The sequence below is a fragment of the Streptomyces sp. NPDC006487 genome, assembly GCF_042870555.1.
Lineage (GTDB): Bacteria > Actinomycetota > Actinomycetes > Streptomycetales > Streptomycetaceae > Streptomyces.
Genome location: NZ_JBIAHN010000005.1, coordinates 371557 through 396301, shown reverse-complemented (window position 1 = coordinate 396301; position 24745 = coordinate 371557). Strand labels below are relative to the sequence as shown.

Sequence of the window (24745 nt, the reverse complement as noted above, 5' to 3'; positions counted from 1 at the left end):
GAGGGCTCAGCCGTGGGTGAAGTGCGGCGGCCGCTTGTCCACGAATGCGGACATGCCTTCCTTCTGATCCGCCGTGGCGAACACCGCGTGGAACAAGCGGCGTTCGAACCGGACGCCCTCGGTGAGGGTGGTCTCGAAGGCGCGGTTCACGGCCTCCTTGGCCATCATCGCGACCGGCTTCGACATCCCGGCGACGGCCTCGGCCACGGAGAGGGCCTCGGCGAGCAGCTCGCCCGCCGGGACGATCCGCGAGACGAGCCCGGCGCGCTCGGCCTCCTCGGCACCCATCGTGCGGCCCGTCAGGCAGAGTTCCATCGCCTTGGCCTTGCCGACGGCGCGGGTGAGCCGCTGAGAGCCGCCGATACCGGGGATGACGCCGAGTCTGATTTCGGGCTGCCCGAACTTCGCGGTGTCCGCCGCGAGCAGGATGTCGCAGAGCATCGCCAACTCGCAGCCCCCGCCCAGCGCGTAGCCGGAAACGGCGGCGATCGTGGGGGTTCGGACCTGGCCGAGTCGGTCCCAGGCGGCGAACCAGTCGGAGAGGTACATGTCCATGTAGCTCTGCGGTCGCATCTCCTTGATGTCGGCGCCCGCGGCGAAGGCCTTCGCGGAGCCGGTGAGGAGGAGGCAGCCGACCTCGGGGTCCCGGTCCAGCTCCTCCGCGGCCGCTACGACCTCGGTCATGACCTTCAGGTTGAGGGCGTTGAGGGCCTCCGGCCGGTTGAGGGTGATGACGGCGACCCGCCCCTTGCGTTCGAGCAGGATGGTCTCGTAGGTCGTACGGGCGGTCATGCGGGTGTTCCGTTCTGGGGTCGCAGGGTCCGGACGATGGCGGAGAAGTCCATTCCGGCGCCCTCTCCTTCGGCGAATGCGGCGTACAGTTCGGCGGCCTTGTGGCCCAGCGGCGCGTTCACACCACCGGCCCGCAGGGCGTTGGCGGCCAGGCCGAGGTCCTTGGCCATGAGGGGTGCGGCGAAGCCCGGTCGGTAGTCGCGGTTGGCGGGACTCGTCGGAACCGGCCCCGGAACGGGGCAGTTGACGGTGAGCGCCCAGCACTGGCCGGAGGCGGTGGAGGCGACGTCGTAGAGGGCCTGGTGGTCCAGGCCGAGGCTCTCGGCGAGGACGAAGGCCTCGCTGACGCCGATCATCGAGACGGCGAGGATCATGTTGTTGCAGATCTTCGCGGCCTGCCCGGCCCCCGCGGTCCCGCAGTGGACGGCCTTTTGGCCCATGGCATCGAGGAGCGGCTGCGCCGCGGCGAATTCCACCGCGCCGCCACCCGCCATGAAGGTGAGCGTGCCGGCCTCGGCGCCCACCACGCCGCCGGACACCGGGGCGTCCAGTGCCCGGTGACCGGCGGCCACGGCGGCCTCGTGCGCGGTGCGGGCGTCGGCGACGTCGATGGTGGAGCAGTCGATGAAGAGGGTGCCGGGCCGTGCTGCGGCGAGCAGTCCCTCTTCCCGGTACAGGGCCAGGACGTGGCGGCCGGCCGGGAGCATGGTGATGACCACGTCGGCGGGGGTGGCGGCGTCGGCCGCCGAGGCCGCGGGTTCGACACCGGCGGCGGCAGCCGCCGCCAGCAGGCCCGGTACGAGGTCGAAGCCGAGGACGCGATGCCCGGCCTTGACGAGGTGGGTGGCCATCGGGCCGCCCATGTGGCCGAGTCCGATGAATGCGACGGTACTGGTCACCAGGCAACCTCCTGTGGTGAGGCGGACGGCGACAGACGCAGTTCGCGGTCGCCGAGCGGGGCGAAGAACCGTTCGACCTCTGCCGGGCCGACGGCTTCGAGCGTGCCGGGGGACCAGCGCGGGGCGCGGTCCTTGACGATGACCTGGGCGCGGATGCCCTCGACGAGGTCGGGCGAGGACAGGGCGGCGAGGGAGATGCGGTACTCCTGTTCCAGCACCCGTTCCAGGGGGCCGAGCCGCCGGGCCCGGCGTAGCGCGGCCAGGGTGACCTTGACCGCGGTGGGGGACTTCGCCAGCAGGGTGTCCGCCGCGGCCTTCGCGGCCGGTACGTCCGCGGCGAGCAGCCGCGCAAGGATCTCCTCGGCGGTGTCCGCGGCGTAGCAGTGGTCGATCCACTCCCGGTGGCCGTGGAGTACCCCGTCGGGTGCAGGCCGCACGTACCGGTCCAGCGCCTCGTGTACGGAGTCGCGCGCGAGGTCCGCGGCCAGCGCCGGCAGGGTCCCCGAAGGGACGAAGTGGTCGGCGAGGCCGCACAGCAGGGCGTCCGGCGCGCCGACCGCTGTCCCCGTCAGGGCCAAGTGGGTGCCCAGCTCGCCGGGGGCCAGGGCGAGGAGGTACGTTCCGCCGACGTCGGGAACGAAGCCGATGCCGGTCTCGGGCATGGCGATGCGGGAGCGTTCGGTGACGAGGCGGACGGTTCCGTGTGCGGAGATCCCGACGCCGCCGCCCATGACGATGCCGTCCATGAGGGCCACGTACGGCTTGGGGTAGTGGGCGATGCGGGCGTTGAGGCGGTACTCGTCGCGCCAGAAGTCCGCGGAGGCCGTGCCGCCGGTGCGGGCGTCCTCGTGGATGGCACGGATGTCGCCGCCCGCGCACAGGCCGCGTTCGCCGGCGCCCTCGATGACCACCGTCTCGACGGCCGGGTCGTGCTCCCAGGCGGTGAGGGCCTCGTCGATGCTCAGGACCATGGGATGAGTGAGGGCGTTGAGGGCCTTGGGACGGTTGAGCGTGATGTAAGCCGCGTGGCCCTCGGTACGCAGGAGGACGTGGTCGTGTTCTTCGGGGCATGAGTGGTTCATCGCAGGGTCTCCGTCAGTCCGCGCGCGACGATGACGCGCATGACCTCGTTGGTGCCTTCCAGGATCTGGTGGACGCGCAGGTCGCGGACGATCTTCTCGATGCCGTACTCGCTGAGGTAGCCGTAGCCGCCGTGGAGTTGGAGCGCGCGGTCGGCGACCGCGTATCCGGTGTCGGTGGCGAACCGCTTGGCCATCGCGCACAGCCGCGGGGCCAGCGGATCGCCCGTGTCCAGGGCCTCCGCGGCCTGCCGGAGCAGGGCGCGGGCGGCGGCGAGTTCCGTGGCCATGTCGGCGAGCCGGAACTGGAGCGCCTGCGCGTCCAGGAGCCGGCCGCCGAAGGCCTCGCGGTCCGCGAGGTGGGAAAGGCTGCGGTCCAGGGCACTCTGCGCGCCGCCGAGGGAGCAGGCGGCGATGCCGAGGCGCCCGCCGTTGAGGCCGTTCATGGCGATGCGGAAGCCGTCGCCCTCGTCGCCGAGGCGGCGATCGGCGGGGATCCTCGCACCGTCCAGGACGACCTGGCGTGTGGGCTGCGCGTTCCAGCCCATCTTCGCCTCGTTGGGGCCGAACGAGACGCCGGGGTCCTCGCGTTCGACGACGAAGGCCGAGATGCCGCCCGGGCCGGCCCCGCCCGTCCGCGCCATGACCACGTAGACGCCCGCGGCTCCGGCGCCGGAGACGAACTGCTTGACGCCGGTCAGGACGTAGTGGTCGCCGTCCCGCTCGGCGCGGGTGCGCAGGGCGGCGGCGTCGGAGCCGGCGCCCGGCTCGGTCAGGCAGTAGCTGCCCAGGGTGGCCGCCGAGCAGAGCCCGGGAAGCCAGCGCTCTCGCTGGACCTGGCTCCCGTAGCGGTCGACCATCCAGGCGACCATGTTGTGGATGGACAGGTACCCGGCGATGGACGGGCAGCCGGTGGCGAGGGTCTCGAAGACGAGGACCCCGTCACTCCGGCAGAGCCCCGAACCGCCGTACTCCTCACGGACGTAGACCCCGCCGAGCCCCAGCCCGGCGGCCCTGCGCAGGACGTCGACGGGGAAGTGCTTGGTCCGGTCCCACAGGACGGCGTGGGGAGCGAGCTGCTCCTGGGCGAAGTCGAGGGTGACCTCGGCGAGGGCGAGCTGGTCCTCGGTCAGGGTGGCCACTGTGCTCATCCCGTCGTCGGAATGGTGAAGTTCGCGCCCTCCTTGGCCCCGGAGGGCCAGCGCGAGGTGACGGTCTTGGTGCGGGTGTAGAAGCGGATGGAGTCGGGACCGTGCTGGTTCAGGTCGCCGAAGCCGGACCGCTTCCAGCCGCCGAAGGTGTGGTAGGCGACGGGGATGGGGATGGGCACGTTGACGCCGACCATGCCGACGCCCACCCGGCGGGTGAAGTCGCGGGCGGTGTCGCCGTCCCGGGTGAAGATCGCGACGCCGTTGCCGTACGGGTGCTCCGTGGGCAGGCGCAGCGCCTCCTCGTAGTCGGCGGCCCGTACGACGCTCAGCACCGGGCCGAAGATCTCCTCGCGGTAGATCCGCATCCCCGGGGTGACGCGGTCGAAGAGGCTGGGACCGGCGAAGTAGCCGTTCTCGTGCCCGGGCAGGGTGAACCCGCGCCCGTCGACGAGGAGTTCGGCACCCTCGGTTGCTCCGATGCCGACGTAGCGGTCCACCCGGTCCAGCGCGTCGCGGCTGACCAGGGGCCCGAAGTCGGCCCCGGGGTCGTCGGAGCGGCCGACGCGCAGCGTGGCCATGCGCTCCTTCAACTTCGAGACCAGTGCATCGGCAGTCTCCTCGCCGACGGGCACGGCGACGGAGACGGCCATGCAGCGCTCCCCGGCCGAGCCGTAACCGGCACCGACCAGCGCGTCGACGGCCTGGTCGAGGTCGGCGTCGGGCATCACGACCATGTGGTTCTTGGCCCCGCCGAAGCACTGGGCGCGCTTGCCGTGAGCGGCGGCGGTGGCATAGACGTACGCGGCGATCGGGGTCGATCCGACGAAGCCGAGGGCCTGGACGCGAGGGTCTTCGAGGAGGGTGTCGACGGCTTCCTTGCCGCCGTTGACGACATTGAGCACGCCGGCCGGCAGGCCTGCCTCCAGGAAGAGTTCGGCCAGCCGCAGCGGTACGGACGGGTCGCGCTCGGAGGGCTTCAGGATGAAGGAGTTTCCGCAGGCCAGGGCGGGGGCGGCCTGCCAGAGGGGGATCATGGCGGGGAAGTTGAAGGGGGTGATCCCGGCGGCGACGCCCAGGGGCGAGCGCAGCGAGTGCACGTCGATGCCCGTGCTCGCGTTGTCGGTGAACTCTCCCTTGAGCAGGTGCGGGATCCCGGCGGCGAACTCGACCACCTCCAGGCCGCGTTGCAGATCACCGTGGGCGTCGGCGACGGTCTTGCCGTGTTCTGCGGACAGCAGCCGGGCGATGGAATCCCGCTCGTCCTCCACCAGCTGCAGGAAGCGCAGCAGGACACGGGCCCGGCGTTGCGGGTTCCACTGTGCCCAATCCTGCTGAGCCTCCCGGGCGTTGGCGATGGCGGCCTCGGTGTCGGCGCGCCCGGCGAGCGGGACGCGGGCCTGCACCGTACCGGTGTTGGGGTCGTGCACGTCGGCGAAGAGGCCGGATGTCCCGGTGGTGTGCTTTCCGCCGATGAAATGGGTGAGCTCGCGGACCATGGATGCCTGCTCTCGTCAGGTTGGATCCGGGGATGGCACGACGGGGCCGCGGACGGACCCGGTGAGGGTGCGCCGCGAGGAACGTCGTGGGACTACGAGCGCGCCGAAATGGTGTGCGCGTGCTCCGCCGGATCACCAGGGTCGTGGGTACAAACCGGTGCCATGCGTGTCTGCTCCATCCTCGTGGACAACACGGAACATCCGCGGCCGGTATCCTGACTCCCGGATCCCCGCGTGCCGCCCGCCTTCCCGACAGACCTCGTCAGTGGCGTGTGGATGGCAGCACACTCCCCGGTCACAGTGGCGGGACCGTGCCGGTTTCTCACCGGCTTCCCTGCACCGCGGACCTTATGGGCACGAACATATAGTTGGACGTCCTAGTAAGTCCAGACCGTCGCCCGCGCGCCTACAGTCGGTGCATGCGCATCGTCTCCCTGCTCCCGGCGGCCACCGACATCGTGGCGGAACTCGGACTCGCCGCCGACCTGGTCGGACGTACCCATGAGTGCGACTGGCCGCCCGAGGCGGTCGCTTCGGTACCCGTGGTCACCCGGGCCGAGTTCGCCGCCGAGGACCTCGGCAGCCGGGAGATCTCCGAGGCCGTGGGTGGCGCCGCCCACTCCGGTTCCTCGCTCTACACCCTGGACACGGCAGCGCTCGCCGCTCTCGTGCCGGACCTCGTCCTCACCCAGGACCTGTGCGACGTCTGCGCCGTTTCCTATGGAGGGGTCTCGCGCGCGGTGCGCGTGCTCGACGGTGGTGCCCGCGTGCTGAGCCTGGAGCCGCGCACCCTCGATGGCGTACTCGACTGCCTGGTCACCGTGGGGGAGCTACTGGGCGTACGAGGGCGGGCGGAGCGCAGGCGGACCGAGCTGCGCGGCCGGCTCGACGAGGTGCGGTGGCTGACGGAAGGGCGGGCCAGGCCCCGGGTCGTGGCCATCGAGTGGCTCGACCCGCTGTGGCCCGCCGGGCACTGGGTGCCCGAACAGATCGCGCATGCCGGGGGCGAACCGCTGCTCGCCGTACCGGGGGAGCACACCAAACCGATGACCTGGGACGCCGTCCGCGCGGCCCGCCCGGACGTGGTGCTGGTCCTGCCCTGCGGCTTCCCGCCCGAACGCACGCTCACCGAGAGGGACTTGCTGACATCCCTCCCCGGCTGGCAGGAACTCCCGGCCGTGCGGGCCGGTGAGGTCTGGGTGCTGGACGGGCCCGCCTACTTCAACCGCCCCGGACCGAGAGTCGTACGCGGAGCCGAGGTGCTCGCCCATGTCCTGCACGGAGTGCGGGCGGGTGAACCCGTCACCGCGGCCGAGGCCCGCCGGATGCAGTGAGCGGCCGGGCCCGGGTCAGCCGCGGGCGGGGGCGGGAACGCCCTCGACGGGGTACGGGACGAAGGTGCTGCTGTTCTCGTCGACGGCCAGGGCCCGTCCCAGGGGCGGGACGGCCCGCTGCGGGCAGTCGAGGCGTTCGCACAGGCGGCAGCCCATGCCGATGGGAGTCGCGGCCGACCTGTTGCCGAGGTCCAGCCCATCCGCGTACACGAGCCGTGAGGCGTGCCGGATCTCGCAGCCGAGCCCGATGGCGAAGGTCTTGCCGGGCTCGCCCCAGCCGCCCCGGTGCCGGGTGACGGCGCGGGCCGTCCACAGGTAGCGCTGTCCGTCGGGCATGGCGGCGACCTGGACGTGGATGCGGCCGGGCGCGGCGAAGGCCTCGTACACGTTCCACAGCGGGCAGGTACCGCCCGCGCGGGAGAAGTGGAACCCGGTGGCGGACTGCCGCTTGGACATGTTCCCTGCCCGGTCGACCCGGACGAAGGAGAAGGGGACGCCGCGCAGCCTCGGGCGTTGCAGGGTGCTGAGGCGGTGGCAGACCGTTTCGTACCCGATCCCGAAGTGGTCCGTGAGCCGCTCGATGTCGTAGCGGTAGGCCTCCGCGGCGCGGTGGAAGGCGCCGTACGGGAGGATCAGGGCGGCAGCGAAGTAGTTCGCGATGCCGATCCGCGCCAGGGCGTGCGTGGGGGAACCGGGCGTGAAGTCCTCGGTGGCCAGCCGGTCGAGTTCGTCCCCGTACTCGACCAGGGCGAGTTGGGTGGCCATCCGGAAGGCCTGCTGTCCCGGGCGGAGCCGGTTCGACAGGTGGAGCACCCGGGCGGCGGTGTCGTAGTGGTGCAGCCGGTCGGAGTCCGCGCACATGCGTATCCCGTGGCGGTCGGCGAGCCGGAGGGTCAGCGCGCGGATGACGTCCCCGGGGCGGATGCCGATCTCGCGGGCCAGCTCCTCGGCGGCGAGGTCGGTGTCGTGGAGGTAGTTCTGCCGCCGGTAGAAGAACTCACGGATCTCCTCGTGGGGCGAACGCGGAGCCTCCGCCGGCGAATCGCGGCCGTCGGCGGCGTCGGCGAGCCGCTCCGCCAGCAGCTGGCCGCGTCGGCCCAGGTCCAGCAGCACCGAGGCCACGGCTGGCATCCGGGTGGCCAGCTCCGCCAGATCCGAGGCGGACACGCGGGCGTCGGCCACCTGCTGGGCGAGGGCCTCGCGCAGGTCGGCCACCATGCGGCTGGTGTCACGCTCGGAGAAGAAGCCGGGATCCACTCCGAAGGCCTCGGTGAGCCGCAGCAGCACCGGCACGGTGAGCGGGCGCGAGTCGTGCTCCATCTGGTTGAGGTAGCTGGGTGAAATGCCGAGGACCCTGGCCAGGTCCGCCTGGGTCATGCGGCGCTCCTCGCGCAGCCTGCGCAGGCGCGCCCCCGCGTACGTCTTGCTCACCGGACTCCTCCACCGTCGGACGGGCTTCGTCAGCATAGGGGGACTTCGCCTGCCCCGAGGCTTCGCAAACTTGGCAAACTCGGCCTCGAAGATTCGCAAACCTTGGCAGCCGCACCACCTTGATGACACCCAGTGCCAATGCCAGAGTCGGTCCTGCGGCCAGCCGGGACCGGTGGTCCGGACGGACCCTGGATCCCCGACTCATGCCCTGACTTCGGCGATTCGGCCAGCCCGGTTCCGGCAGATCGGCAGCATTTCCCAGCCCCGCCCCCACGGGCGGGTCCGGCGGCCGCAACTCTCACTCAGGCACAGAGTGCCAGCGCCAGGGCTTCTGCTCGGCGCATTGGCAGAACAAGCGACGGATGGAAACGGTGACGGTCATGGCAGAGGCGAACACGACGGCGGCGGCCGAGCAGCTGAAGCAGCGCTGGGCGGATGACCCGCGCTGGGCGGGCATCGAGCGGACGTACACCGCCGAGGACGTGGTCCGGCTGTCCGGCAGCGTCCGCGAGGAGCACACCCTGGCCCGGCGAGGTGCGGAGCGCCTGTGGCGGCAGCTCCACGAGCAGGATTACGTCCACGCGCTGGGCGCCCTGACCGGCGGCCAGGCGGTCCAGCAGGTGCGGGCGGGGCTGCAGGCGATCTATCTGTCCGGCTGGCAGGTGGCCGCCGACGCCAACCAGGCCGGGCACACTTACCCGGACCAGAGCCTGTACCCGGTCAACTCCGTTCCCCAGGTGGTCCGCCGGATCAACAACGCGCTGCTGCGCGCCGATCAGATCGCCACCGCCGAGGGCGGCCACGACCGTACGGACTGGCTGGCGCCGATCGTCGCGGACGCCGAGGCCGGCTTCGGCGGACCGCTGAACGCCTTCGAGCTGACCAAGGCGATGATCGCGGCCGGCGCCGCGGGCATCCACTACGAGGACCAGCTCGCCTCGGAGAAGAAGTGCGGCCACCTCGGCGGCAAGGTCCTCGTCCCCACCTCGCAGCACGTCCGCACCCTCAACGCGGCGCGCCTCGCCGCCGACATCGCCGACACACCGACCCTGATCATCGCCCGCACGGACGCCCTGGCGGCGAACCTCATCACCAGCGACGTCGACGAGCGCGACGCCCGGTTCGTGACGGGCGAGCGCACCGCTGAAGGCTTCCACCGGGTGCGGAACGGCATGGCCCCGGTGATCGCCCGCGGCCTCGCCTACGCTCCGTACGCAGACCTCATCTGGGTGGAGACCGGCACCCCGGACCTCGCCCAGGCCCGCGAGTTCGCCGAGGCGATCCACGCGCGGTACCCGGACCAGATGCTGGCCTACAACTGCTCGCCGTCCTTCAATTGGAAGGCCGCCCTGGACGACGACCAGATCGCCAAGTTCCAGCGCGAGCTCGGCGCGATGGGGTACCGCTTCCAGTTCATCACCCTGGCCGGCTTCCACTCCCTCAACCACGGCATGTTCGACCTGGCCCGCGGCTACGCCGAGCACGGCATGACCGCCTACGTGGACCTGCAGGAGCGGGAGTTCGCCGCACAGGCGCAGGGATTCACCGCGGTCAAGCACCAGCGCGAGGTCGGCACCGGCTACTTCGACCTCGTCTCCACCGCCGTCAACCCCGCCTCCTCCACCACCGCGCTGGCCGGCTCCACCGAGGAAGAGCAGTTCCACTAGAACTCCACCCGCGCCTCCGTCCGGCCCGCGTCCTGCCACTTGCCGTCCGACGGCGCCCGGGGCTCCTCCCCGCCCCGGGCGCCGACCGCCCCACGTCGAGGAGAAGATCCGCATGTCACTCAAGTCCCTGATCAGCAGTGTCCAGGTCCTCGGTGTGCCGGGTGAGCGCCACGGGGACATCCTGACGCCCCCGGCCCTGGACTTCATCGGCCGGCTCGACGCGGCCTTCGCCGACCGCCGCCTGGGCATCCTCAAGGAGCGCCGCCGCCGCTCCGCCCACCTCGCCGACGGCAAGCAGCTCGTCTTCCCGCTTGCCACGCGAGCCGTCCGAGACGACCCGACCTGGCAGGTCGCACCTCCGGGCCCCGGGCTCAACGACCGCCGGGTGGAGATCACCGGGCCGCCCGACCGCCGCATGACGGTCAACGCCCTGAACTCCGGCGCCCGGGTGTGGATGGCGGACTTCGAGGACGCCACCGCGCCCACCTGGGAGAACGTCATAGGCGGCCAGCTGAACCTGCTCGACGCCATCGAGCGGCGCATCGACTTCACCACGGCCGACGGCAAGGAGTACCGCCTCGGCGAGAACCTCGCCACGATCATGGTCCGCCCGCGCGGCTGGCACCTCACCGAGGAACACCTGGAGATCGACGGCCGTCCCGTGCCCGCGTCGCTCGTCGACTTCGGCCTGTACTTCTTCCACTGCGCACAGCGGCAGATCGACGCCGGCCACGGCCCGTACTTCTATCTCCCCAAGCTGGAGAACGCGTACGAGGCAAGGCTGTGGAACGACGTCTTCGTCCTCGCGCAGGACCTGCTCGGCATCCCGCGCGGCACCGTCCGGGCCACCGTCCTGATCGAGACGATCACGGCCGCCTTCGAGATGGAGGAGATCCTCTACGAACTGCGCGAACACAGCGCGGGACTGAACGCGGGGCGCTGGGACTACCTCTTCAGCCTCATCAAGACCTTCGGCCACCGCACCGACTTCCAGCTCCCCGACCGGGCCGCCGTCACCATGACGGCCCCCTTCATGCGCGCCTACACGGACCTGCTCGTCCGGACCTGCCACCGGCGGGGAGCACACGCCATCGGTGGCATGGCAGCCCATGTCCCGAGCAAGGACACCGAAGCCGACTCCGCGGCTCTCGCAAAGGTCCGCCTCGACAAGGAGCGGGAGGCCGAGGACGGCTTCGACGGCTCCTGGGTCGCCCACCCCGGGCTGGTCCCCGTCTGCCGCGAGGTCTTCGGCAACGTCCTGGGGGACCGGCCCCACCAGCTGGACCGAACGCGTGAGGACGTCGGCGTCGCCGCCGCCGACCTGCTGTCCATCCGCCGGATCGCGGCTCCGCCGACCTCGGAAGGCGTCCGCTCCAACGTGGCGGTGGCCCTGCGTTACTTCGACGCCTGGCTGCGCGGCAGCGGGGCCGTGGCCCTGAACGGGCTGATGGAGGACGCCGCCACCGCCGAGATCGCCCGCGTCCAGATCTGGCAGTGGCTCCGCCACGACCGGGTCGGCCGGGGAACGGTCGTCGATCTCCTGGACGCCGAATGCGCGGCCCTGGAGGCGGAGGATCCACAGGCACGCGTCCTCGAAGCACGGGAGATCTTCGTGGACACCGCCCTGCCGATGCAGCTCCCCGCCTTCTTCACCCCGGAGGCCTACACCCGCCATCTCGTCCGCCGCACCTCCCCCGCCGCGCAGGTGACCGCGTGAACGCCCCCGTCCGGCCGGACCGGATCCTGCGCGTCGGCGTGGTCGGCGGCGGTCGGATGGGAGCCGGAATCGCCGAAGTGTGCGCCCGCGCCGAACTGGACACCGTGGTCGCCGAGGCGGACGCGGCCGCTGCCCGCGCCGCCCGCGAGCGCGTCGCCGTCTCCCTGGAGCAAGCCGTCCGGCGCGGGAAGCTGCACCGGAGCTCCGCCGAGGACGCCCTGGCCCGTCTGCTGTTCACCGGGGACCTGGAGGACCTCGCCGACCGGCAACTCGTCATCGAGGCCGTCACCGAGAACCCCGAAGCGAAGACCCGGGTCTTCGCTGCCCTCGACAAGATCGTCGAGGACCCCGGGGCGATCCTCGCCACGAACACCTCCGCCATCCCGATCATGCGGCTGGGCATGGCGACCGGCCGGGCCGACCGGGTGGTGGGCCTGCACTTCTTCAACCCCGTGCCCGTCCTGCCGCTCGTCGAAGTCGTCTCCTCCCTCCACACGTCGCCGGACACGCTCGCCTCCGTCGAGGCGTTCGCCCGCGACACGCTGGGCAAGACCACGGTCCGCTCCCGGGACCGGGCCGGCTTCGTCGTCAACGCCCTGCTCATCCCCTACCTCCTCTCGGCCGTCCGCATGGCCGAATCGGGCTTCGCCGGCGCGGCGGACGTGGACGCGGCCATGGAGATGGGCTGCGCCCACCCGATGGGTCCGCTGAAGCTGGCGGACCTGATCGGCCTGGATACGGTCACGGCGATCGCGGAGTCGCTGTACGAGGAATTCAAGGAACCGCTGTACGCCCCGCCCCCGTTGCTCCGGCGGATGGTGCAGGCGGGGCTGCTGGGACGCAAGAGCGGCCGCGGGTTCCACACGTACGGCCGGGTCTGAGGGGCCCGGCAGACCTCCGGCCATGAGGGTGCGCCGGAGGCGCCCAGAGGCGGTGGGGGTGTGGCGAGTGGTGTCGCCGCACCCCCACCGCGCGCCAAGACGGGCAGCGCGACCGCAGGGCTGTCGTACCCGCTAGAAGGAGGTCCAGGTGTAGGCGACCTGGTCGCCTGCCTTCAGCTTGAACTGGCAGCCGCCGACCGGGGTCGGGGTGCCGTTGACGGAGATGCTCCAGTAGGCGACGCCGCCACCGCTGACGTTCTTGATCGTGTCGACGGAGAAGTCGTCGAACGAGGCGTACCAAGTGCCGTCCCAGCTGAAGTGCTTCTTCTTCGCGGCGTCGTCCAGGGCGGCCGTCGGCGTGGGCACGGCGCTCGGGTTGGCGGCGCCGTTCGTGCCGTCGCACTTGTGCGTCCCGCCGGTGACGGTGGTGACGTCGTGCCCCTTGGTCCTTATCTTCCCCTTGAACAGAAGGCCGTTGGGGCCCTGCACCGTGAGGCCGACCTTGACCGGGGCGTTCGTGTTCGGTGCCGGCTTGGCGTGGGCGGCGGCGGGCGCTGTGGCGAGCGCGAGTCCCAGGGCGGCCGTCGTGACGAGGGCGCGACGGACGAGGTTCGGGCGCATGGGTTGCCTTTCGGGCAGGGCGGGCGCAGCCGGGCCCTTCCGCTGCGGCATCGCCCGGCAGCGCCGGTCCCCGATGCGGCGGGAGCAGGCTGTGGCGAGTCGGCGACTCAAGGCTCCGCGCTGCAGTCCGTGACAGTGGGAGGCGGTACGAGCCGCACGGCGGGCTATCCGACTCGGGGCGCGCAGGCGCTCCACACGGTTGCAGGTCAGCGCCGGATTCACACCGGCTTCCCCCTGGCCACACGGCGATTCAGTTGTCACCCGGTCCGACCGGGCACACGAATCGTACGGTCGTAACAACGTGGTGACCAGGGGCGGCTTTCCGGCGTGACCGCTCGACTCGCCGTCCCCGGTTTCACGTCCGGCCAGGACCGGCGTGTCTCATCCCACTGTCCGACACCTGGACAACAGGGTTCGTCCTCGGGTGCGGCAGCCTAGTGTGGGCCTCGCAGCTGGTTCGCTCCCGTCCGCCAGGCGGGATGCGTCGTAAGAGGGAACCCGGTGAGAATCCGGGACTGCCCCGCAGCGGTGAGTGGGAACGACCGCCGTCATACGCACTGGGACCGGAACCGGTCCTGGGAAGCGACGGCCAGTAGGTGCGGGCCTTCGTGGTCCGCGTGCCCGCGAGTCCGAAGACCTGCCCGTTGCCCGTACGCGGACGATTCCGTGTGCGGAGATCCCGGTGACCTCGTGGGCGGGTCGGCGTACACATCGAGCGGCACGAGCGGTCCTTCCGCTGCGCGAGCCGTTCGTCGTGGCGTTCCTTCGCGTCCGCGTCCCGTTGCCGGGGCGTTCCTGGACACATCTCGCGAAGGAGAGTTCCGTGACAGCGAAGCCCGCAGCCGCGGCCGCACGAGCCACCGTGTACGGCTACCCCCGTCAGGGGCAGAACCGTGAACTGAAGAAGGCCATCGAGGGCTTCTGGAAGGGCCGCGTCACCGCTGACGCCCTCCGGGCGACCGCGGCCGAACTGCGCCGCACGAACTGGCGGCAGCTGGCGGAGGCCGGCGTCCACGAGGTACCCACCGGTGACTTCTCGTACTACGACCACGTACTGGACACCAGCGTCATGCTCGGCGCCGTCCCCGAGCGGCACCGGGAGGCCGTCGCCACCGACCCGTTCGGCGGGTACTTCGCGATGGCTCGCGGTACGCAGGACGTGGCCCCGCTGGAGATGACCAAGTGGTTCGACACCAACTACCACTACCTGGTCCCGGAACTCGGCCCGGACACCGTCTTCACCGCGGACCCTTCCCAGCAGGTCGCCGAAGTGAAGGAAGCCCTCGCACTCGGCCTCGACGCCCGCCCCGTGCTCGTCGGCCCGATCACCTATCTCCTGCTGGCCAAGCCCGCCCCGGGCGTGGCGGCCGACTTCCAGCCGCTGACCCTCCTGGACCGGATCCTCCCCGTCTACGCCGAGGTCCTCGCCGCCCTCAAGGCCGCCGGGGCCGAGTGGGTCCAACTCGACGAGCCGGCCCTGGTACAGGACCGGACCCCGGCGGACCTGAACGCCGTGGCTCGGGCCTACCGCGACCTCGGCGCCCTGACCGACCGGTCCAAGCTGCTCGTCGCCTCGTACTTCGGCCGGCTCGGCGAAGCCCTCCAGGTCCTCGCCGCTTCTCCGGTCGAAGGCCTGGCCCTCGACTTCACGGAGGCCGGCAGCGCCAATCTGAAGGACCTCGGGGCGGTCGGAGGCCTGCCCGGCAAGCGCCTGGTGGCCGGCGTCGTCAACGGCCGCAACATCTGGATCAACGACTACCAGAAGTCGCTCACCACGCTGGGTACGCTCCTCGGCCTCGCCGACCGGGTGGACGTCGCCGCCTCCTGCTCCCTGCTGCACGTCCCGATCGACGTCGCTGCCGAGCGGGACATCGACCCGCAGGTCCGCCGCTGGCTCGCCTTCGCCCGCCAGAAGGCCGCCGAGATCTCCGTCCTGGCCCGAGGGCTGGCCCAGGGCACGGACTCCATCGCACCCGAACTCGCCGCCAACCGGGCCGACCTGGCCTCCCGAGCCGGCTCCGCGCTCACCCACGACCCGGCCGTCCGCACCCGCACCGCCGCGATCACCGGCACGGACGGCCGCCGTGCCCAGCCCTACCCGGAGCGCGCCGCCGCCCAGCGGGCGCACCTGGGCCTGCCGCTGCTGCCGACCACCACGATCGGGTCCTTCCCGCAGACCGACGAACTGCGGGTCGCCCGCGCCGACCTGCGGGCCGGCAGGATCGACGTGGCCGGCTACGAGCAGCGGATCAAAGAGGAGATCGGCGAGGTGATCTCCTTCCAGGAGAAGACCGGCATCGACGTCCTGGTACACGGCGAACCCGAGCGCAACGACATGGTCCAGTACTTCGCGGAGCAGCTGACCGGCTACCTCGCGACGCGGCACGGCTGGGTCCAGTCGTACGGCACCCGCTACGTGCGCCCGCCGATCCTCGCCGGTGACATCTCCCGCCCCGAGCCGATGACCGTCCGCTGGACCTCGTACGCCCAGTCCCTGACCTCCAAGCCGGTCAAGGGGATGCTGACCGGGCCGGTCACCATGCTCGCCTGGTCCTTCGTACGCGACGACCAGCCCCTCGGCAATACCGCCCGTCAGGTGGCCCTGGCCCTGCGCGACGAGGTCAACGACCTCGAAGCGGCGGGCACTTCGGTGATCCAGGTCGACGAACCGGCCCTGCGCGAGACGCTCCCGCTGCGCAGCGACGACCATGCGGACTACCTGGCCTGGGCCACCGAGTCCTTCCGGCTCACCGTCTCAGGGGTCCGGCCGGACACGCAGATCCACACCCACATGTGCTACGCGGAGTTCGGCGACATCGTCCGGGCCATCGACGACCTCGACGCCGACGTCATCAGCCTGGAGGCCGCCCGCTCCCACATGCAGGTCGCGCGCGAACTCGCCGCCCACGACTACCCGCGCGAGGCGGGCCCCGGCATCTGGGACATCCATTCGCCGCGCATCCCCTCCACACGCGAAGCGGCGTCCCTGCTCCGCCGGGGCCTGGCAGCCATCCCGGCCGAGCGGCTCTGGGTCAACCCCGACTGCGGTCTGAAGACCCGCGGTTGGACCGAAACCCGCGCCTCCCTGGAGAACCTCGTCGCCGCCGCCCGCGAGGTCCGCGCGGACCTGTCCGCCCATACCTCCTGACACCGCCCGCTCCCCGGCCGACGGCCATCGAGGCCGTCGGTCCGGGAGCGCGCATCAGAGACGGCTCCGAACGCCTCCTAGTGCCAAGGGAGTCGGGACCTGTGGAACCAGTAGGCCCGAGGGGCTTCGGCGACGCCCGAGAGCTGGGCGAGCTGGTCGGTGGCGACCTGACCCGCGGCACGACGGCCGGCAGCACTCCGTCACCGTCCCCGACCGGGAGCCCCTCCGGCTCGCCGTCGTCCTCCCCGTCCCCGAGCGGGAGCCCGTCCGGCTCGCCGTCGTCCTCTCCGTCCTCGACGCCGGGCACCTGCACCGCGCCGAGCTGGAAGGCCGACACCATCTACCCGGCCAAGGGCTTCCAGGTCTCCTGGAAGGGCCGGACCTACACGAACAGGTGGTGGAGCCTGAACGAGGACCCCTCCACCAGCGGCCCGGAGGGAGTCTGGACCGACAACGGGTCCTGCTGATCCCACGCTCATGACCCCCGAAGGCCCGGCCCGCATCCTGTGGGACGCAGGCCGGACCCCGGAGCCGGTGCAGTCGGCCCTTTGTTGCCACCCGCCGTCGTACGGTCTAGCCGCGCGCCCGTCTGCGGCGCAGGAGGATGCCGACGGCCGCCCCGGTCAGGGCCGTTGCCGCGACTCCCGCCGTCGTCCACCAGACGGCGGGACCCGTGCCGGGTTCCGCCGGCGCCTCGGAGGCCGCCGCAGATGTCGGCGTCGGGGTCTGCGCCTGCGTCCCGGTCGGCGTGGACGACGGGGCGGTGGGGCGGGGACCCGGGGTGCCGGAGGCCGGGGCCGGGTCCACCACCGGTACGCCGACTTCGAGTTCGCCGTGGCCGAGGGCGGGGAAGCCCACGTCCACACTGACCTTCCACGTACCGGGCGGCAGGGCCTCGGCCGTGGTCCAGCCGGCCGGCTTCGCGGCGGGATCGCGCACCAGCCGCCAGGGACCCAGGGTGCGGGCCCCGTCGGCGCTGACCGCGTTCACGGTGGCGGCGACCGCCTCTTCGACGGCGTCGCCGTCGTTCTCCCAGGTGACGTCCGCGGTGACGTGGCCTTCCCGCTGCCCCGTGACCACCACCTTCACGGTGTCGCCGTGGGCGTGCGCCACGGCCGGGGACAGCAGGATCAGGCCGACGGCGGTCAGGACGGCCTGGAAAGCGACTCGCATGCGCATCATGGCGTGCTCCGGGTGGGGTGAGGGGCCGGCGGACGGCCGCGCGACGCGGCCGTCCGCCAGAGGGGACTCCAGGGGGCTGTCGGGGTCAGCCGACCTTCTGCACGGTCCAGGCCTGCGGGGCCCGGCCGTTCGCGCGCTGGAGGTCGAGCAACCAGTTCCCGTAGTAGGGGCGGCTGCTCACGGTCAGCGCGAAGCCGCCGCTCGGGTCGGTGACGCTCACCGCGCCACCGCGGGTGGTCAGCTTCCAGTTCTGTGCACCGGCGCGGCCGCAGGGCTGCTGCGCGACCCACATGCCCGCGGCGGGAGTGCCGCCCGGCTGCAGGCACTTGCCGGAGACCGCGGAGCGGATGCGGACCAGTCCGCTGCCCGCGTCGTCGAAGTACCACTGCTGCTGCGCGTACCCGTTGGAGCGTGCCCCGACGAGCACGGTGCCGTCGGCGCTGCGCCCGCCCCACACCTCGGCGGCCATGCCGGTGCTGCCGTTCCCGAGCAGGTACCGGGTCCCGGGGGTGGTCGCGCCGCCGCCCGTGGCCTTCGTACGGAAGGACGCGGCCTTGCCGGCTCCGCTGTCCCGGCCGGCATTGTCGCGGACGGAGACGGCGACCGTGTAGGAGGTGCCGGGCCGGAGGTTGTAGACGCGCAGCACCGGGGACTGGACCCAGCCCAGGTGCTTGCCGTTCAGCAGGACCTGGTACCAGGCCGCTCCCTCCACCTTGGGCCAGCTCACGACCGCGGAGTCCGACTGGATCTGGCCGACCGTCACGGCCGGTCCGCCCGTGGGCTTCTTGGTCGGGCTGGGCGTCGGCTTCTTGGTCGGCGAGGGGCTCGGGCTCGGGTTCGGACCGGGGTCGGTGCCGCCGCCCTTGTTCTTCATCAGGAACTGGTTGTCGGCGATGTTCCAGTGCGTGGCCAGGAAACTGCCGGCCCTGGGGCTGGTGTGGAAGTAGTCGTCGTGGTTGCAGTCCAGGATGTTCTCGGCGGCCTGGTTGGTGCAGATGTTGCGCATCTGCGGGTAGTACGGGGTGTCCGAGTAGCACATGACGTCGAACTCGTCGGTGCAGTGCGCGCCGCGGCTGGTGTTCGGGGCGCTGTTGTTGACCGCGCCCAGGTTGTGGCCGAGTTCGTGCGCCGCGGTGTGGCCGCCCCAGCAGCCGGAGTCCGTACGCCCGTAGGAGGGACCGAAGTTGCTGAGGTTGGCCTGGCCGGGCCGCTCGTCGCCGTTGAAGGTGCCTATGCCGCAGTAGACCTGGGTGTCCGCGAAGATCATGTACTTGCGGTCGCGGCGGTCGAGCCCCTTGCCGGCGAGGGCGGCGTTGGTCGCGCTGAACTCCGCGAGCGCGGAGTCCGGGAGCTCGATGTTGAGCACGGTCGGGGTGCAGTCGGCGGCCGTCACGTAGCGGATGTGCCGGACGCCTCCGGTCTCCTGGGCGCTGGCGGAGTAGATGAGGTCGGCGTCGGCCGCCCATTTGCGGAACGAGGCCACGTACTCGGCGTATCGGTTACGGCCGGGGCCGTGGACGTACACGACCTGGACGCGGTTGCCCGTGCTGCCGTCTCCGTCGCACTGGACGGTCTGGCCCGCGGGGCCGGCGGCCACGGCGGCGACGGACTGGCCGGCGGCGGAGGGCGCGGGCGCGGCGGACTTGTCGGCCGCGCGGTCGGCGTCGGCCGCGGGAGCGTCCTGAGGACGCCCGCCGCCTTCGCCGACCGCCGGGTCGTCGGCGGCGGGGCGGGCCGGGTCGGCCGCCGGTGCCGATGCCTTGACGGAGGGCGCGATGTCCTTCGTTATGTCAACGCCCTTGGGCGGGGCGTCGGGGCCGTGGGTACACAGACCCGCGCCGGTCCGGTAGACGCCGGCACACCGGTCGCCCTTCGGGGCGGGGGCGAGACCGTCGTAGACCATGCCGCGCGCGGTCTCGTTGGCGGGCGCGGCCGCGAGGGGTTCGGGCTCCTGGTCCCGGGCGGGCGCGGCGGCCGGTGCGGCGGCTTCCGTACCGGCTTTTACGGACACGGCCTGGGCGCCGTCGCCCAGTCCGGAGTAGGCGATGCCGGCGGCGATCACCGCCGCCGAAGCCGTGGCGGCGGTGAGGAGCATCAACCGCCGCGGCTTGCGGCGGTGTTCACGCCGTCTGCGTCCTTCTGTCATGGGCACCTCAAGTGAACGTCGGATGAGTGGGTGCGCGGAAGCCTGCCAGACGAATGCGGCGGAGAATTCGGACAAAGAGGGGCGCGGTTCGAGAAATCGTTCCGTTACCTGTCCGTCAAATCTGATGAACACTCAAGATGCAATAAAACAAAGGGGGTTACGCGCGTCACGCGGTATTGGTCCAGGCCTTATCGAGGGCAGTCGTTATCTAATCGAGATAACAAGTGGACTCCTATTGACGGGAATTCAGTCAAGGATTCACCTAATTGCTACCTGTCGAATTCCCTTGGTCACGACCCGTGAGGAAGGCGCTGCCCGGTGGCATCGGTGGAGCACGGAGGCGCGCTCCACGGCCCGCTGACGGAACGTCCGGGCCCACGGCAGCCCGGCGGCCGATGCGCGTGGCGGGCGAGACTGGGCAGGGGAGAGCGGTTGCAGTGGACGAAGCCGCCTGTGTGAGGGAGCCGGCCGGGCGTTCAGGGCGTGGCCGTAGCGGCGCAGAAGGAGGGCGGCCGTGGTGGCGGAGGCCGATGAGGAGGCCGAGCCGCAGAACGGCGGTGAGTGCCTGAGCCGGTTCCTGCGCTGGGGTGAAGCCGGGGGCCGGCGCGCCGACGGGCCGAGCTGAGAGCGGTGCGCCCGCGGGAGCCGAGAGACCGGGGCGCCGTGTGCGAGGGCGGGGCGTGGTTCGCCGGCCCGCGGACCCTGCGGATCGACCGGGCGGACCGTGTCGTCGAGGTCGGTGCCGGGCAGACCGCCGTCGCGGCGGGCAGCCTCCCCGGGGTGCCCGGCCCCGTCGCCGGGGCGGGGAGCTCCGCCACCGCCGTGGCGGAGGAAGGGCGCCTGCTCGGCCGGAAGGCCCCGACGGTCGGCGGCCGACCGGGCGCGCTGCGACGGGGCGACCGGCTCAACCTCCAAGGCCACCGGGGGAGAGGGCCGGGGGAGGGCCGGATGGGGAGTCCGCGACGCCGTCGACTCGACACGGCGCCCCTGGCGGGCACCGCCCGGCACTGACCCGGACCTGCCTGCCCCCTGCCCCCTGCCCCCTGCCCGGCGAGCCGCGATCGGATCAGCGGGTGGCGCCGAAGTCCTGTGTCCAGTACTGGCCGGGCTGCGCGAGGCCGATGCCGATCTCGTTGACGTTGCAGTCGAGGATGTTCCGCTTGTGGCCCGGGCTGTTCATCCAGCCCTCCATGACCTGGGCGGCGGTGGGGTAGCCGTACGCGACGTTCTCGGCGTACGTGCGCCACTGGTAGCCGGCCCGGGTGATCCGCTGGCCCGGGTCGGATCCGTCGGAGCCGGTGTGGGACATGGTGGAGTGGGCGGCCATGTCCTCACTGTGGTCCTGCGCGGCCTTCGTGAGCTTCTCGTTCACGGTGAGTACGGGGCACCCGACGGCGGAGCGCTCCTTGTTGACGAGCGCGAGGACCTCGGCCACGGCGCCGGAGGGTGCCCCGGAGGCCGAGGGCTCGGGGGCACCAGCCGGCTCGGCGGGCGGCTCCACCGGCTGCTGCGCCGCGGTCTGCGCGGGAGGCGCGTACTCGGCGGGCTGCTGGACGGGCGGCTGCTCGATGATCGCGGCGGGGGCGTCGACCTGAACCGGGACCTCCACGGGCTGCTGCGCATCGGGGCCGCCGTGCCAGTGGCGGCTGTCCCGCTCGGACACGACGGACCGCATCGGGTCGGAGCCCTGCGGGTCGAGGCAGGCATTGGCCGCGGCGGGTACGGCCACGAGGGCCAGTGCTCCGACGGCGACGGCTATTTTCCTGCCGTGCGTCTTCTTACGGTGCTTCTTCATGCGGGACCTCACTCGGTGATCGCGAAGCTCCCGGCGCCGGACCGCGAAGGCGCCGGAGGAATCGCCATTCTTAGAAGCCCTCCAGTGGCCTGGCAAGCCGCTCCCACTCGGGCGCGCGGGGTATTCGGGGCCGGGCTTGAAACGGCCGCAAGATCGTGCATCTGCGCGGCGCGGCCCCTGTGGCGCGCACCTGGCCTGCCGCCAGAACCCATCCCTGTCGGCCCTGTTGGAGCCGAAGGAAAGGGAGCATCGAATTCCGTTTCCGGCGGAGTGAGGCATGTCCCCGCCAAACGGGGACATACGGTGAAATGCGCCAAGGCAATGGATCTCCGCGGAAGGCCACAGGGTGACATGCGGGCCGTGACGCATGTCACGACCCGAAGGGGGAACCGGACGGCGTTCCTCGATCCGCCATGCTCGTCGAGCGGGTCCGGCCGGGCGGGCGGCTCGCGGACGCGTCGAGGCCGGGCCGGCGCACGGTGGGTACGCGCGCCGGGTGGCCGATACGGCTGCGTTCGGGAATGTGGTCCATACCAAGCCCTTGACAGCGTTTTCGTTCACTACTTAAATCATTTTGTGATGGAAGGGTCCCCTGGGCTCGGCTCCTCGCTCCTCATCCCTGTCGGTGCACCAAGCATTCGGGCCCCCACGCCCAGTGTTGTCATATGCATGCCACAGGGCGATCTATCCGCCATGCTCCCTGGAAGGGAGAGTCATGCACCCCCCACACTTATCCCGACGCCTGCTGCTGTCTCTCGTCTCGGCCCTCACCCTCGCGTCGCTGTCCACCGGACTTGCGCAGGGTGCGCCCGCACCGGCGCCGCGGCCACCCGCGACTGCGGCCGCCGCAGCCGCTGTCACCTTCTCCGACGAGTTCGACGGACCTGCGGGCTCCGCCGTGGACGGCGGGAAGTGGCAGATCGAGACGGGCGACAACGTCAACAACCATGAGCGGCAGTACTACACGGCGGGCAACCGCAACGCCGCCCTCGATGGTCAGGGCCACCTGGCCATCACCGCCCGCCGTGAGAATCCGGCCAACTACCAGTGCTGGTACGGAAGATGTGAGTACACCTCCGCACGGCTGAACACGGCCGGAAAGTTCACCACGACGTACGGCCGCGTCGAGGCGCGGATGAAGATCCCGCGCGGACAGGGCATGTGGCCCGCGTTCTGGATGCTGGGCAGCGACATCGGTCAGGTCGGCTGGCCCAACTCCGGTGAGATCGACGTCATGGAGAACGTGGGCTTCGAGCCGTCCACCGTCCACGGCACCCTGCACGGCCCCGGGTACTCCGGCGCCGGCGGAATCGGCGCCGGGTACGCCCTGCCCGGTGGTCAGGCGTTCGCCGACGCCTTCCACACCTTCGCCGTCGACTGGAGCCCCAACGCGATCACCTGGTCCGTCGACGGCACGGTCTACCAGCGCCGCACCCCCGCCGACCTCGGTGGAAGGCAATGGGTCTTCAACAAGCCCTTCTTCCTCATTCTCAACCTCGCGGTCGGCGGCTACTGGCCCGGAGACCCCAACGGCAGCACGCTCTTCCCCCAGCAGCTCCTGGTCGACTACGTACGGGTCAGCACCGACAACGGTCAGCCGGGCGGCGGCGGTCCCATCACCGGAACCGGCGGCAAGTGCGTGGACGTCGCGGCCGCGGGTACCGCCAACGGCACCCCCGTCCAGCTCTACGACTGCAACGGCAGCGCCGCCCAGCGCTGGAGCGTGGGAACCGACGGCACCATCCGCGCACTCGGCAAGTGCCTGGACGTGGCCTCGGGAGGTACGGCCGACGGTACGCCGGTCCAGTTGTGGGAGTGCAACGGCAGCGCTGCCCAGAGGTGGGCCGTCCCCGCCGCTCAGGACATCGTCAACCCGCAGGCGGACAAGTGCCTGGACGCCGCGGGCGGCAGCTCGGCCAACGGCACCCGATTGCAGATATGGACCTGCACCGGGGGAGTCAATCAGAAGTGGACGGTGACCCGATGACCACGAGACTCCTGCGCAGGCCCACCGTGCGCGGTGTGCTGGGCACAGCGGCGGCAGCCGCCCTCGTCACCGGCCTGAGCGGCAATCCCGCGATCGGCGCGGCAGCGGCGACCGGTCGGATCACCGGCCTCGGCGGCAAGTGCGTCGACGTCGCCGGCGCGAGCAGCGCCAACGGCACCGCCGTACAGCTCTACGACTGCAACGGCACCACCGCACAGCAGTGGAACGTCGTCGGCGACGGCACGATCCGCGCGCTCGGCAAGTGCCTGGACGTGGCATCGGGCGGCACCGCCGACGGAACCCGGATCCAGCTCTGGGACTGCAACGGCAGCGCTGCCCAGCAGTGGTCGGCCACCGCGGCCCGCGACCTCGTCAACCCGCAGGCAGGCAAGTGCCTGGACGCGACGGGCAACAGTTCGGCCAACGGCACCCGGCTGCAGATCTGGACCTGCACCGGCGCCGCCAACCAGAAGTGGACGGCCCCGGCCGGGGGAGGCACTCCGCCGCCCGGACCGGGGGCCATGGCCGTGGCGCCGTACCTGTACAACGGCTGGGGGAGCCCGCCGAGCCCCACCACCGTGACGAACGCGACCGGCGTCAAGTGGTTCACGCTCGCCTTCGTCCTCAGCAACGGCTACTGCAACCCGCAGTGGGACGGCAGCAGGCCGCTGACCGGAGGCGTCGATCAGCAGACGGTCAACACCGTGCGGACGAACGGCGGCGACGTCATCCCTTCCTTCGGCGGCTGGAGCGGCAACAAACTGGAAAGCTCCTGCGGCAGCGCGGGCGAGCTTGCCGCGGCGTACCAGAAGGTCATCAACGCGTACGGGCTGAAGGCCATCGACATCGACATCGAGGCGGCGGCGTACGACAGCCCGACCGTCCAGCAGCGCACGGTCGACGCGCTGAAAACCGTCAAGGCGAGCAACCCCGGCATCAAGCTGTACGTCACCTTCGGCACCGGGCAGAACGGCCCCGACAGCAGTCTGATCGGCAAGGCCGCCGCTTCCGGGCTGACCGTGGACAGCTGGACGATCATGCCGTTCAACTTCGGCGGCGCCGGACAGAACATGGGGCAGCTCACCGTCCGTGCGGCCGAGGGCCTCAAGAACGCGGTCAAGAACGCCTACGGGTACTCGGACGACCTCGCCTACCGCCACACCGGAATCTCTTCGATGAACGGCATCACCGACAACGGCGAGACGGTGACCGTCGACGACTTTCGCACCATCCTCGGCTACGCCCAGCAACGTCACCTCGCGCGGCTGACCTTCTGGTCGGTCAATCGTGACCGGCCCTGCACCGGCGGCGGAGCCGACACCTGCTCGGGCGTCGCCCAGCAGCCGTGGGACTTCACCCGCGTCTTCGCCCAGTACAACGGCTGACTCCCCCACCCCCCACCCCCCCCACTCATGCCGT

Annotated in this window: 19 protein-coding genes and 3 riboswitches; of the genes, 9 read left to right on the top strand and 10 right to left on the bottom strand. The window is 71.4% G+C overall.

Annotated features, from left to right (window positions below; all coding sequences use genetic code 11):
• Window positions 1-6: 6 nt before the first annotated feature.
• From ACFYM0_RS11105 to ACFYM0_RS11085, 5 genes are read right to left on the bottom strand one after another with little or no spacing between them, the layout of a single operon-like run.
• The gene (locus ACFYM0_RS11105; RefSeq protein WP_388499250.1) at window positions 7-792 is read right to left on the bottom strand and encodes an enoyl-CoA hydratase; all 786 of its coding nucleotides are present in this window, start codon (window positions 790-792) and stop codon (window positions 7-9) included.
• The gene (mmsB, locus tag ACFYM0_RS11100) at window positions 789-1691 is read right to left on the bottom strand and encodes a 3-hydroxyisobutyrate dehydrogenase (protein WP_388499247.1); all 903 of its coding nucleotides are present in this window, start codon (window positions 1689-1691) and stop codon (window positions 789-791) included. The genes ACFYM0_RS11105 and mmsB overlap by 4 nt, the downstream gene beginning before the upstream one ends.
• On the bottom strand, window positions 1688-2773 hold the full coding sequence (locus tag ACFYM0_RS11095; protein ID WP_388499244.1) for an enoyl-CoA hydratase/isomerase family protein: 1086 nt from the start codon (window positions 2771-2773) through the stop codon (window positions 1688-1690). The genes mmsB and ACFYM0_RS11095 overlap by 4 nt, the downstream gene beginning before the upstream one ends.
• Window positions 2770-3921: an acyl-CoA dehydrogenase family protein gene (locus tag ACFYM0_RS11090; protein ID WP_388499243.1), complete on the bottom strand. Its 1152-nt coding sequence runs from the start codon at window positions 3919-3921 to the stop codon at window positions 2770-2772. Before ACFYM0_RS11090 ends, ACFYM0_RS11095 begins: the two co-directional genes overlap by 4 nt.
• Window positions 3918-5417, bottom strand: coding sequence for a CoA-acylating methylmalonate-semialdehyde dehydrogenase (locus ACFYM0_RS11085; RefSeq protein WP_388499240.1), 1500 nt, complete (start codon window positions 5415-5417; stop codon window positions 3918-3920). Before ACFYM0_RS11085 ends, ACFYM0_RS11090 begins: the two co-directional genes overlap by 4 nt.
• A 187-nt stretch (window positions 5418-5604) precedes the next feature.
• Window positions 5605-5783: riboswitch (cobalamin riboswitch) on the bottom strand.
• Window positions 5784-5836: 53 nt separating this feature from the next.
• On the opposite strand from ACFYM0_RS11085, the gene ACFYM0_RS11080 reads away from it, so the two are divergent.
• Window positions 5837-6751, top strand: a complete 915-nt coding sequence (locus ACFYM0_RS11080; protein ID WP_388499238.1) for a cobalamin-binding protein — start codon at window positions 5837-5839, stop codon at window positions 6749-6751.
• A gap of 15 nt (window positions 6752-6766) precedes the next feature.
• On the opposite strand, the gene ACFYM0_RS11075 is transcribed toward ACFYM0_RS11080, so the two are convergent.
• Window positions 6767-8182 carry a short-chain fatty acyl-CoA regulator family protein gene (locus tag ACFYM0_RS11075; protein ID WP_388499235.1) on the bottom strand — a complete coding sequence of 472 codons (1416 nt, stop codon included), beginning with the start codon at window positions 8180-8182 and terminating at the stop codon, window positions 6767-6769.
• A gap of 380 nt (window positions 8183-8562) precedes the next feature.
• Between ACFYM0_RS11075 and aceA the strand changes: the two genes are divergently transcribed.
• From aceA to ACFYM0_RS11060, 3 genes are all read left to right on the top strand, one after another.
• Entirely contained in the window at window positions 8563-9849 is a 1287-nt protein-coding gene (gene aceA / locus ACFYM0_RS11070; protein WP_388499233.1) for an isocitrate lyase, read from the top strand.
• Between the two features lie 112 nt (window positions 9850-9961).
• Entirely contained in the window at window positions 9962-11566 is a 1605-nt protein-coding gene (aceB, locus tag ACFYM0_RS11065) for a malate synthase A (protein WP_388499230.1), read from the top strand.
• A complete protein-coding gene (locus tag ACFYM0_RS11060; protein WP_388499227.1) occupies window positions 11563-12447 on the top strand; it encodes a 3-hydroxybutyryl-CoA dehydrogenase in 885 nt (294 codons plus the stop codon). The genes aceB and ACFYM0_RS11060 overlap by 4 nt, the downstream gene beginning before the upstream one ends.
• Window positions 12448-12579: 132 nt before the next feature.
• Here the strand turns inward: ACFYM0_RS11060 and ACFYM0_RS11055 are convergent, their stop codons facing one another.
• On the bottom strand, window positions 12580-13068 hold the full coding sequence (locus ACFYM0_RS11055) for a DUF4430 domain-containing protein (RefSeq protein ID WP_388499225.1): 489 nt from the start codon (window positions 13066-13068) through the stop codon (window positions 12580-12582).
• A 140-nt stretch (window positions 13069-13208) separates the two neighbouring features.
• Window positions 13209-13358, bottom strand: a riboswitch (cobalamin riboswitch).
• A gap of 146 nt (window positions 13359-13504) precedes the next feature.
• A riboswitch (cobalamin riboswitch) is annotated at window positions 13505-13728 on the top strand.
• 163 nt (window positions 13729-13891) lie between these two features.
• On the opposite strand from ACFYM0_RS11055, the gene metE reads away from it, so the two are divergent.
• Both metE and ACFYM0_RS11045 read left to right on the top strand, forming a co-directional pair.
• Complete coding sequence (gene metE / locus ACFYM0_RS11050) at window positions 13892-16216, top strand: 5-methyltetrahydropteroyltriglutamate--homocysteine S-methyltransferase (protein WP_388499222.1); 2325 nt, start codon at window positions 13892-13894, stop codon at window positions 16214-16216.
• 101 nt (window positions 16217-16317) lie between these two features.
• Window positions 16318-16683, top strand: coding sequence for a hypothetical protein (locus tag ACFYM0_RS11045; RefSeq protein WP_388499220.1), 366 nt, complete (start codon window positions 16318-16320; stop codon window positions 16681-16683).
• Window positions 16684-16789: 106 nt separating this feature from the next.
• Here ACFYM0_RS11045 and ACFYM0_RS11040 read toward each other — a convergent pair whose 3' ends face one another.
• Both ACFYM0_RS11040 and ACFYM0_RS11035 read right to left on the bottom strand, forming a co-directional pair.
• On the bottom strand, window positions 16790-17389 hold the full coding sequence (locus tag ACFYM0_RS11040; protein ID WP_388499218.1) for a hypothetical protein: 600 nt from the start codon (window positions 17387-17389) through the stop codon (window positions 16790-16792).
• A gap of 94 nt (window positions 17390-17483) precedes the next feature.
• The gene (locus ACFYM0_RS11035) at window positions 17484-19544 is read right to left on the bottom strand and encodes an RICIN domain-containing protein (protein WP_388499216.1); all 2061 of its coding nucleotides are present in this window, start codon (window positions 19542-19544) and stop codon (window positions 17484-17486) included.
• Window positions 19545-20207: 663 nt separating this feature from the next.
• On the opposite strand from ACFYM0_RS11035, the gene ACFYM0_RS11030 reads away from it, so the two are divergent.
• Complete coding sequence (locus ACFYM0_RS11030) at window positions 20208-20555, top strand: hypothetical protein (RefSeq protein WP_388499214.1); 348 nt, start codon at window positions 20208-20210, stop codon at window positions 20553-20555.
• 55 nt (window positions 20556-20610) lie between these two features.
• On the opposite strand, the gene ACFYM0_RS11025 is transcribed toward ACFYM0_RS11030, so the two are convergent.
• Window positions 20611-21339 carry a CAP domain-containing protein gene (locus tag ACFYM0_RS11025; RefSeq protein ID WP_388499211.1) on the bottom strand — a complete coding sequence of 243 codons (729 nt, stop codon included), beginning with the start codon at window positions 21337-21339 and terminating at the stop codon, window positions 20611-20613.
• A gap of 715 nt (window positions 21340-22054) precedes the next feature.
• On the opposite strand from ACFYM0_RS11025, the gene ACFYM0_RS11020 reads away from it, so the two are divergent.
• Entirely contained in the window at window positions 22055-23326 is a 1272-nt protein-coding gene (locus ACFYM0_RS11020) for a lectin (protein WP_388499209.1), read from the top strand.
• A complete protein-coding gene (locus tag ACFYM0_RS11015; RefSeq protein WP_388499206.1) occupies window positions 23323-24711 on the top strand; it encodes an RICIN domain-containing protein in 1389 nt (462 codons plus the stop codon). Before ACFYM0_RS11020 ends, ACFYM0_RS11015 begins: the two co-directional genes overlap by 4 nt.
• Window positions 24712-24745: the final 34 nt, after the last annotated feature.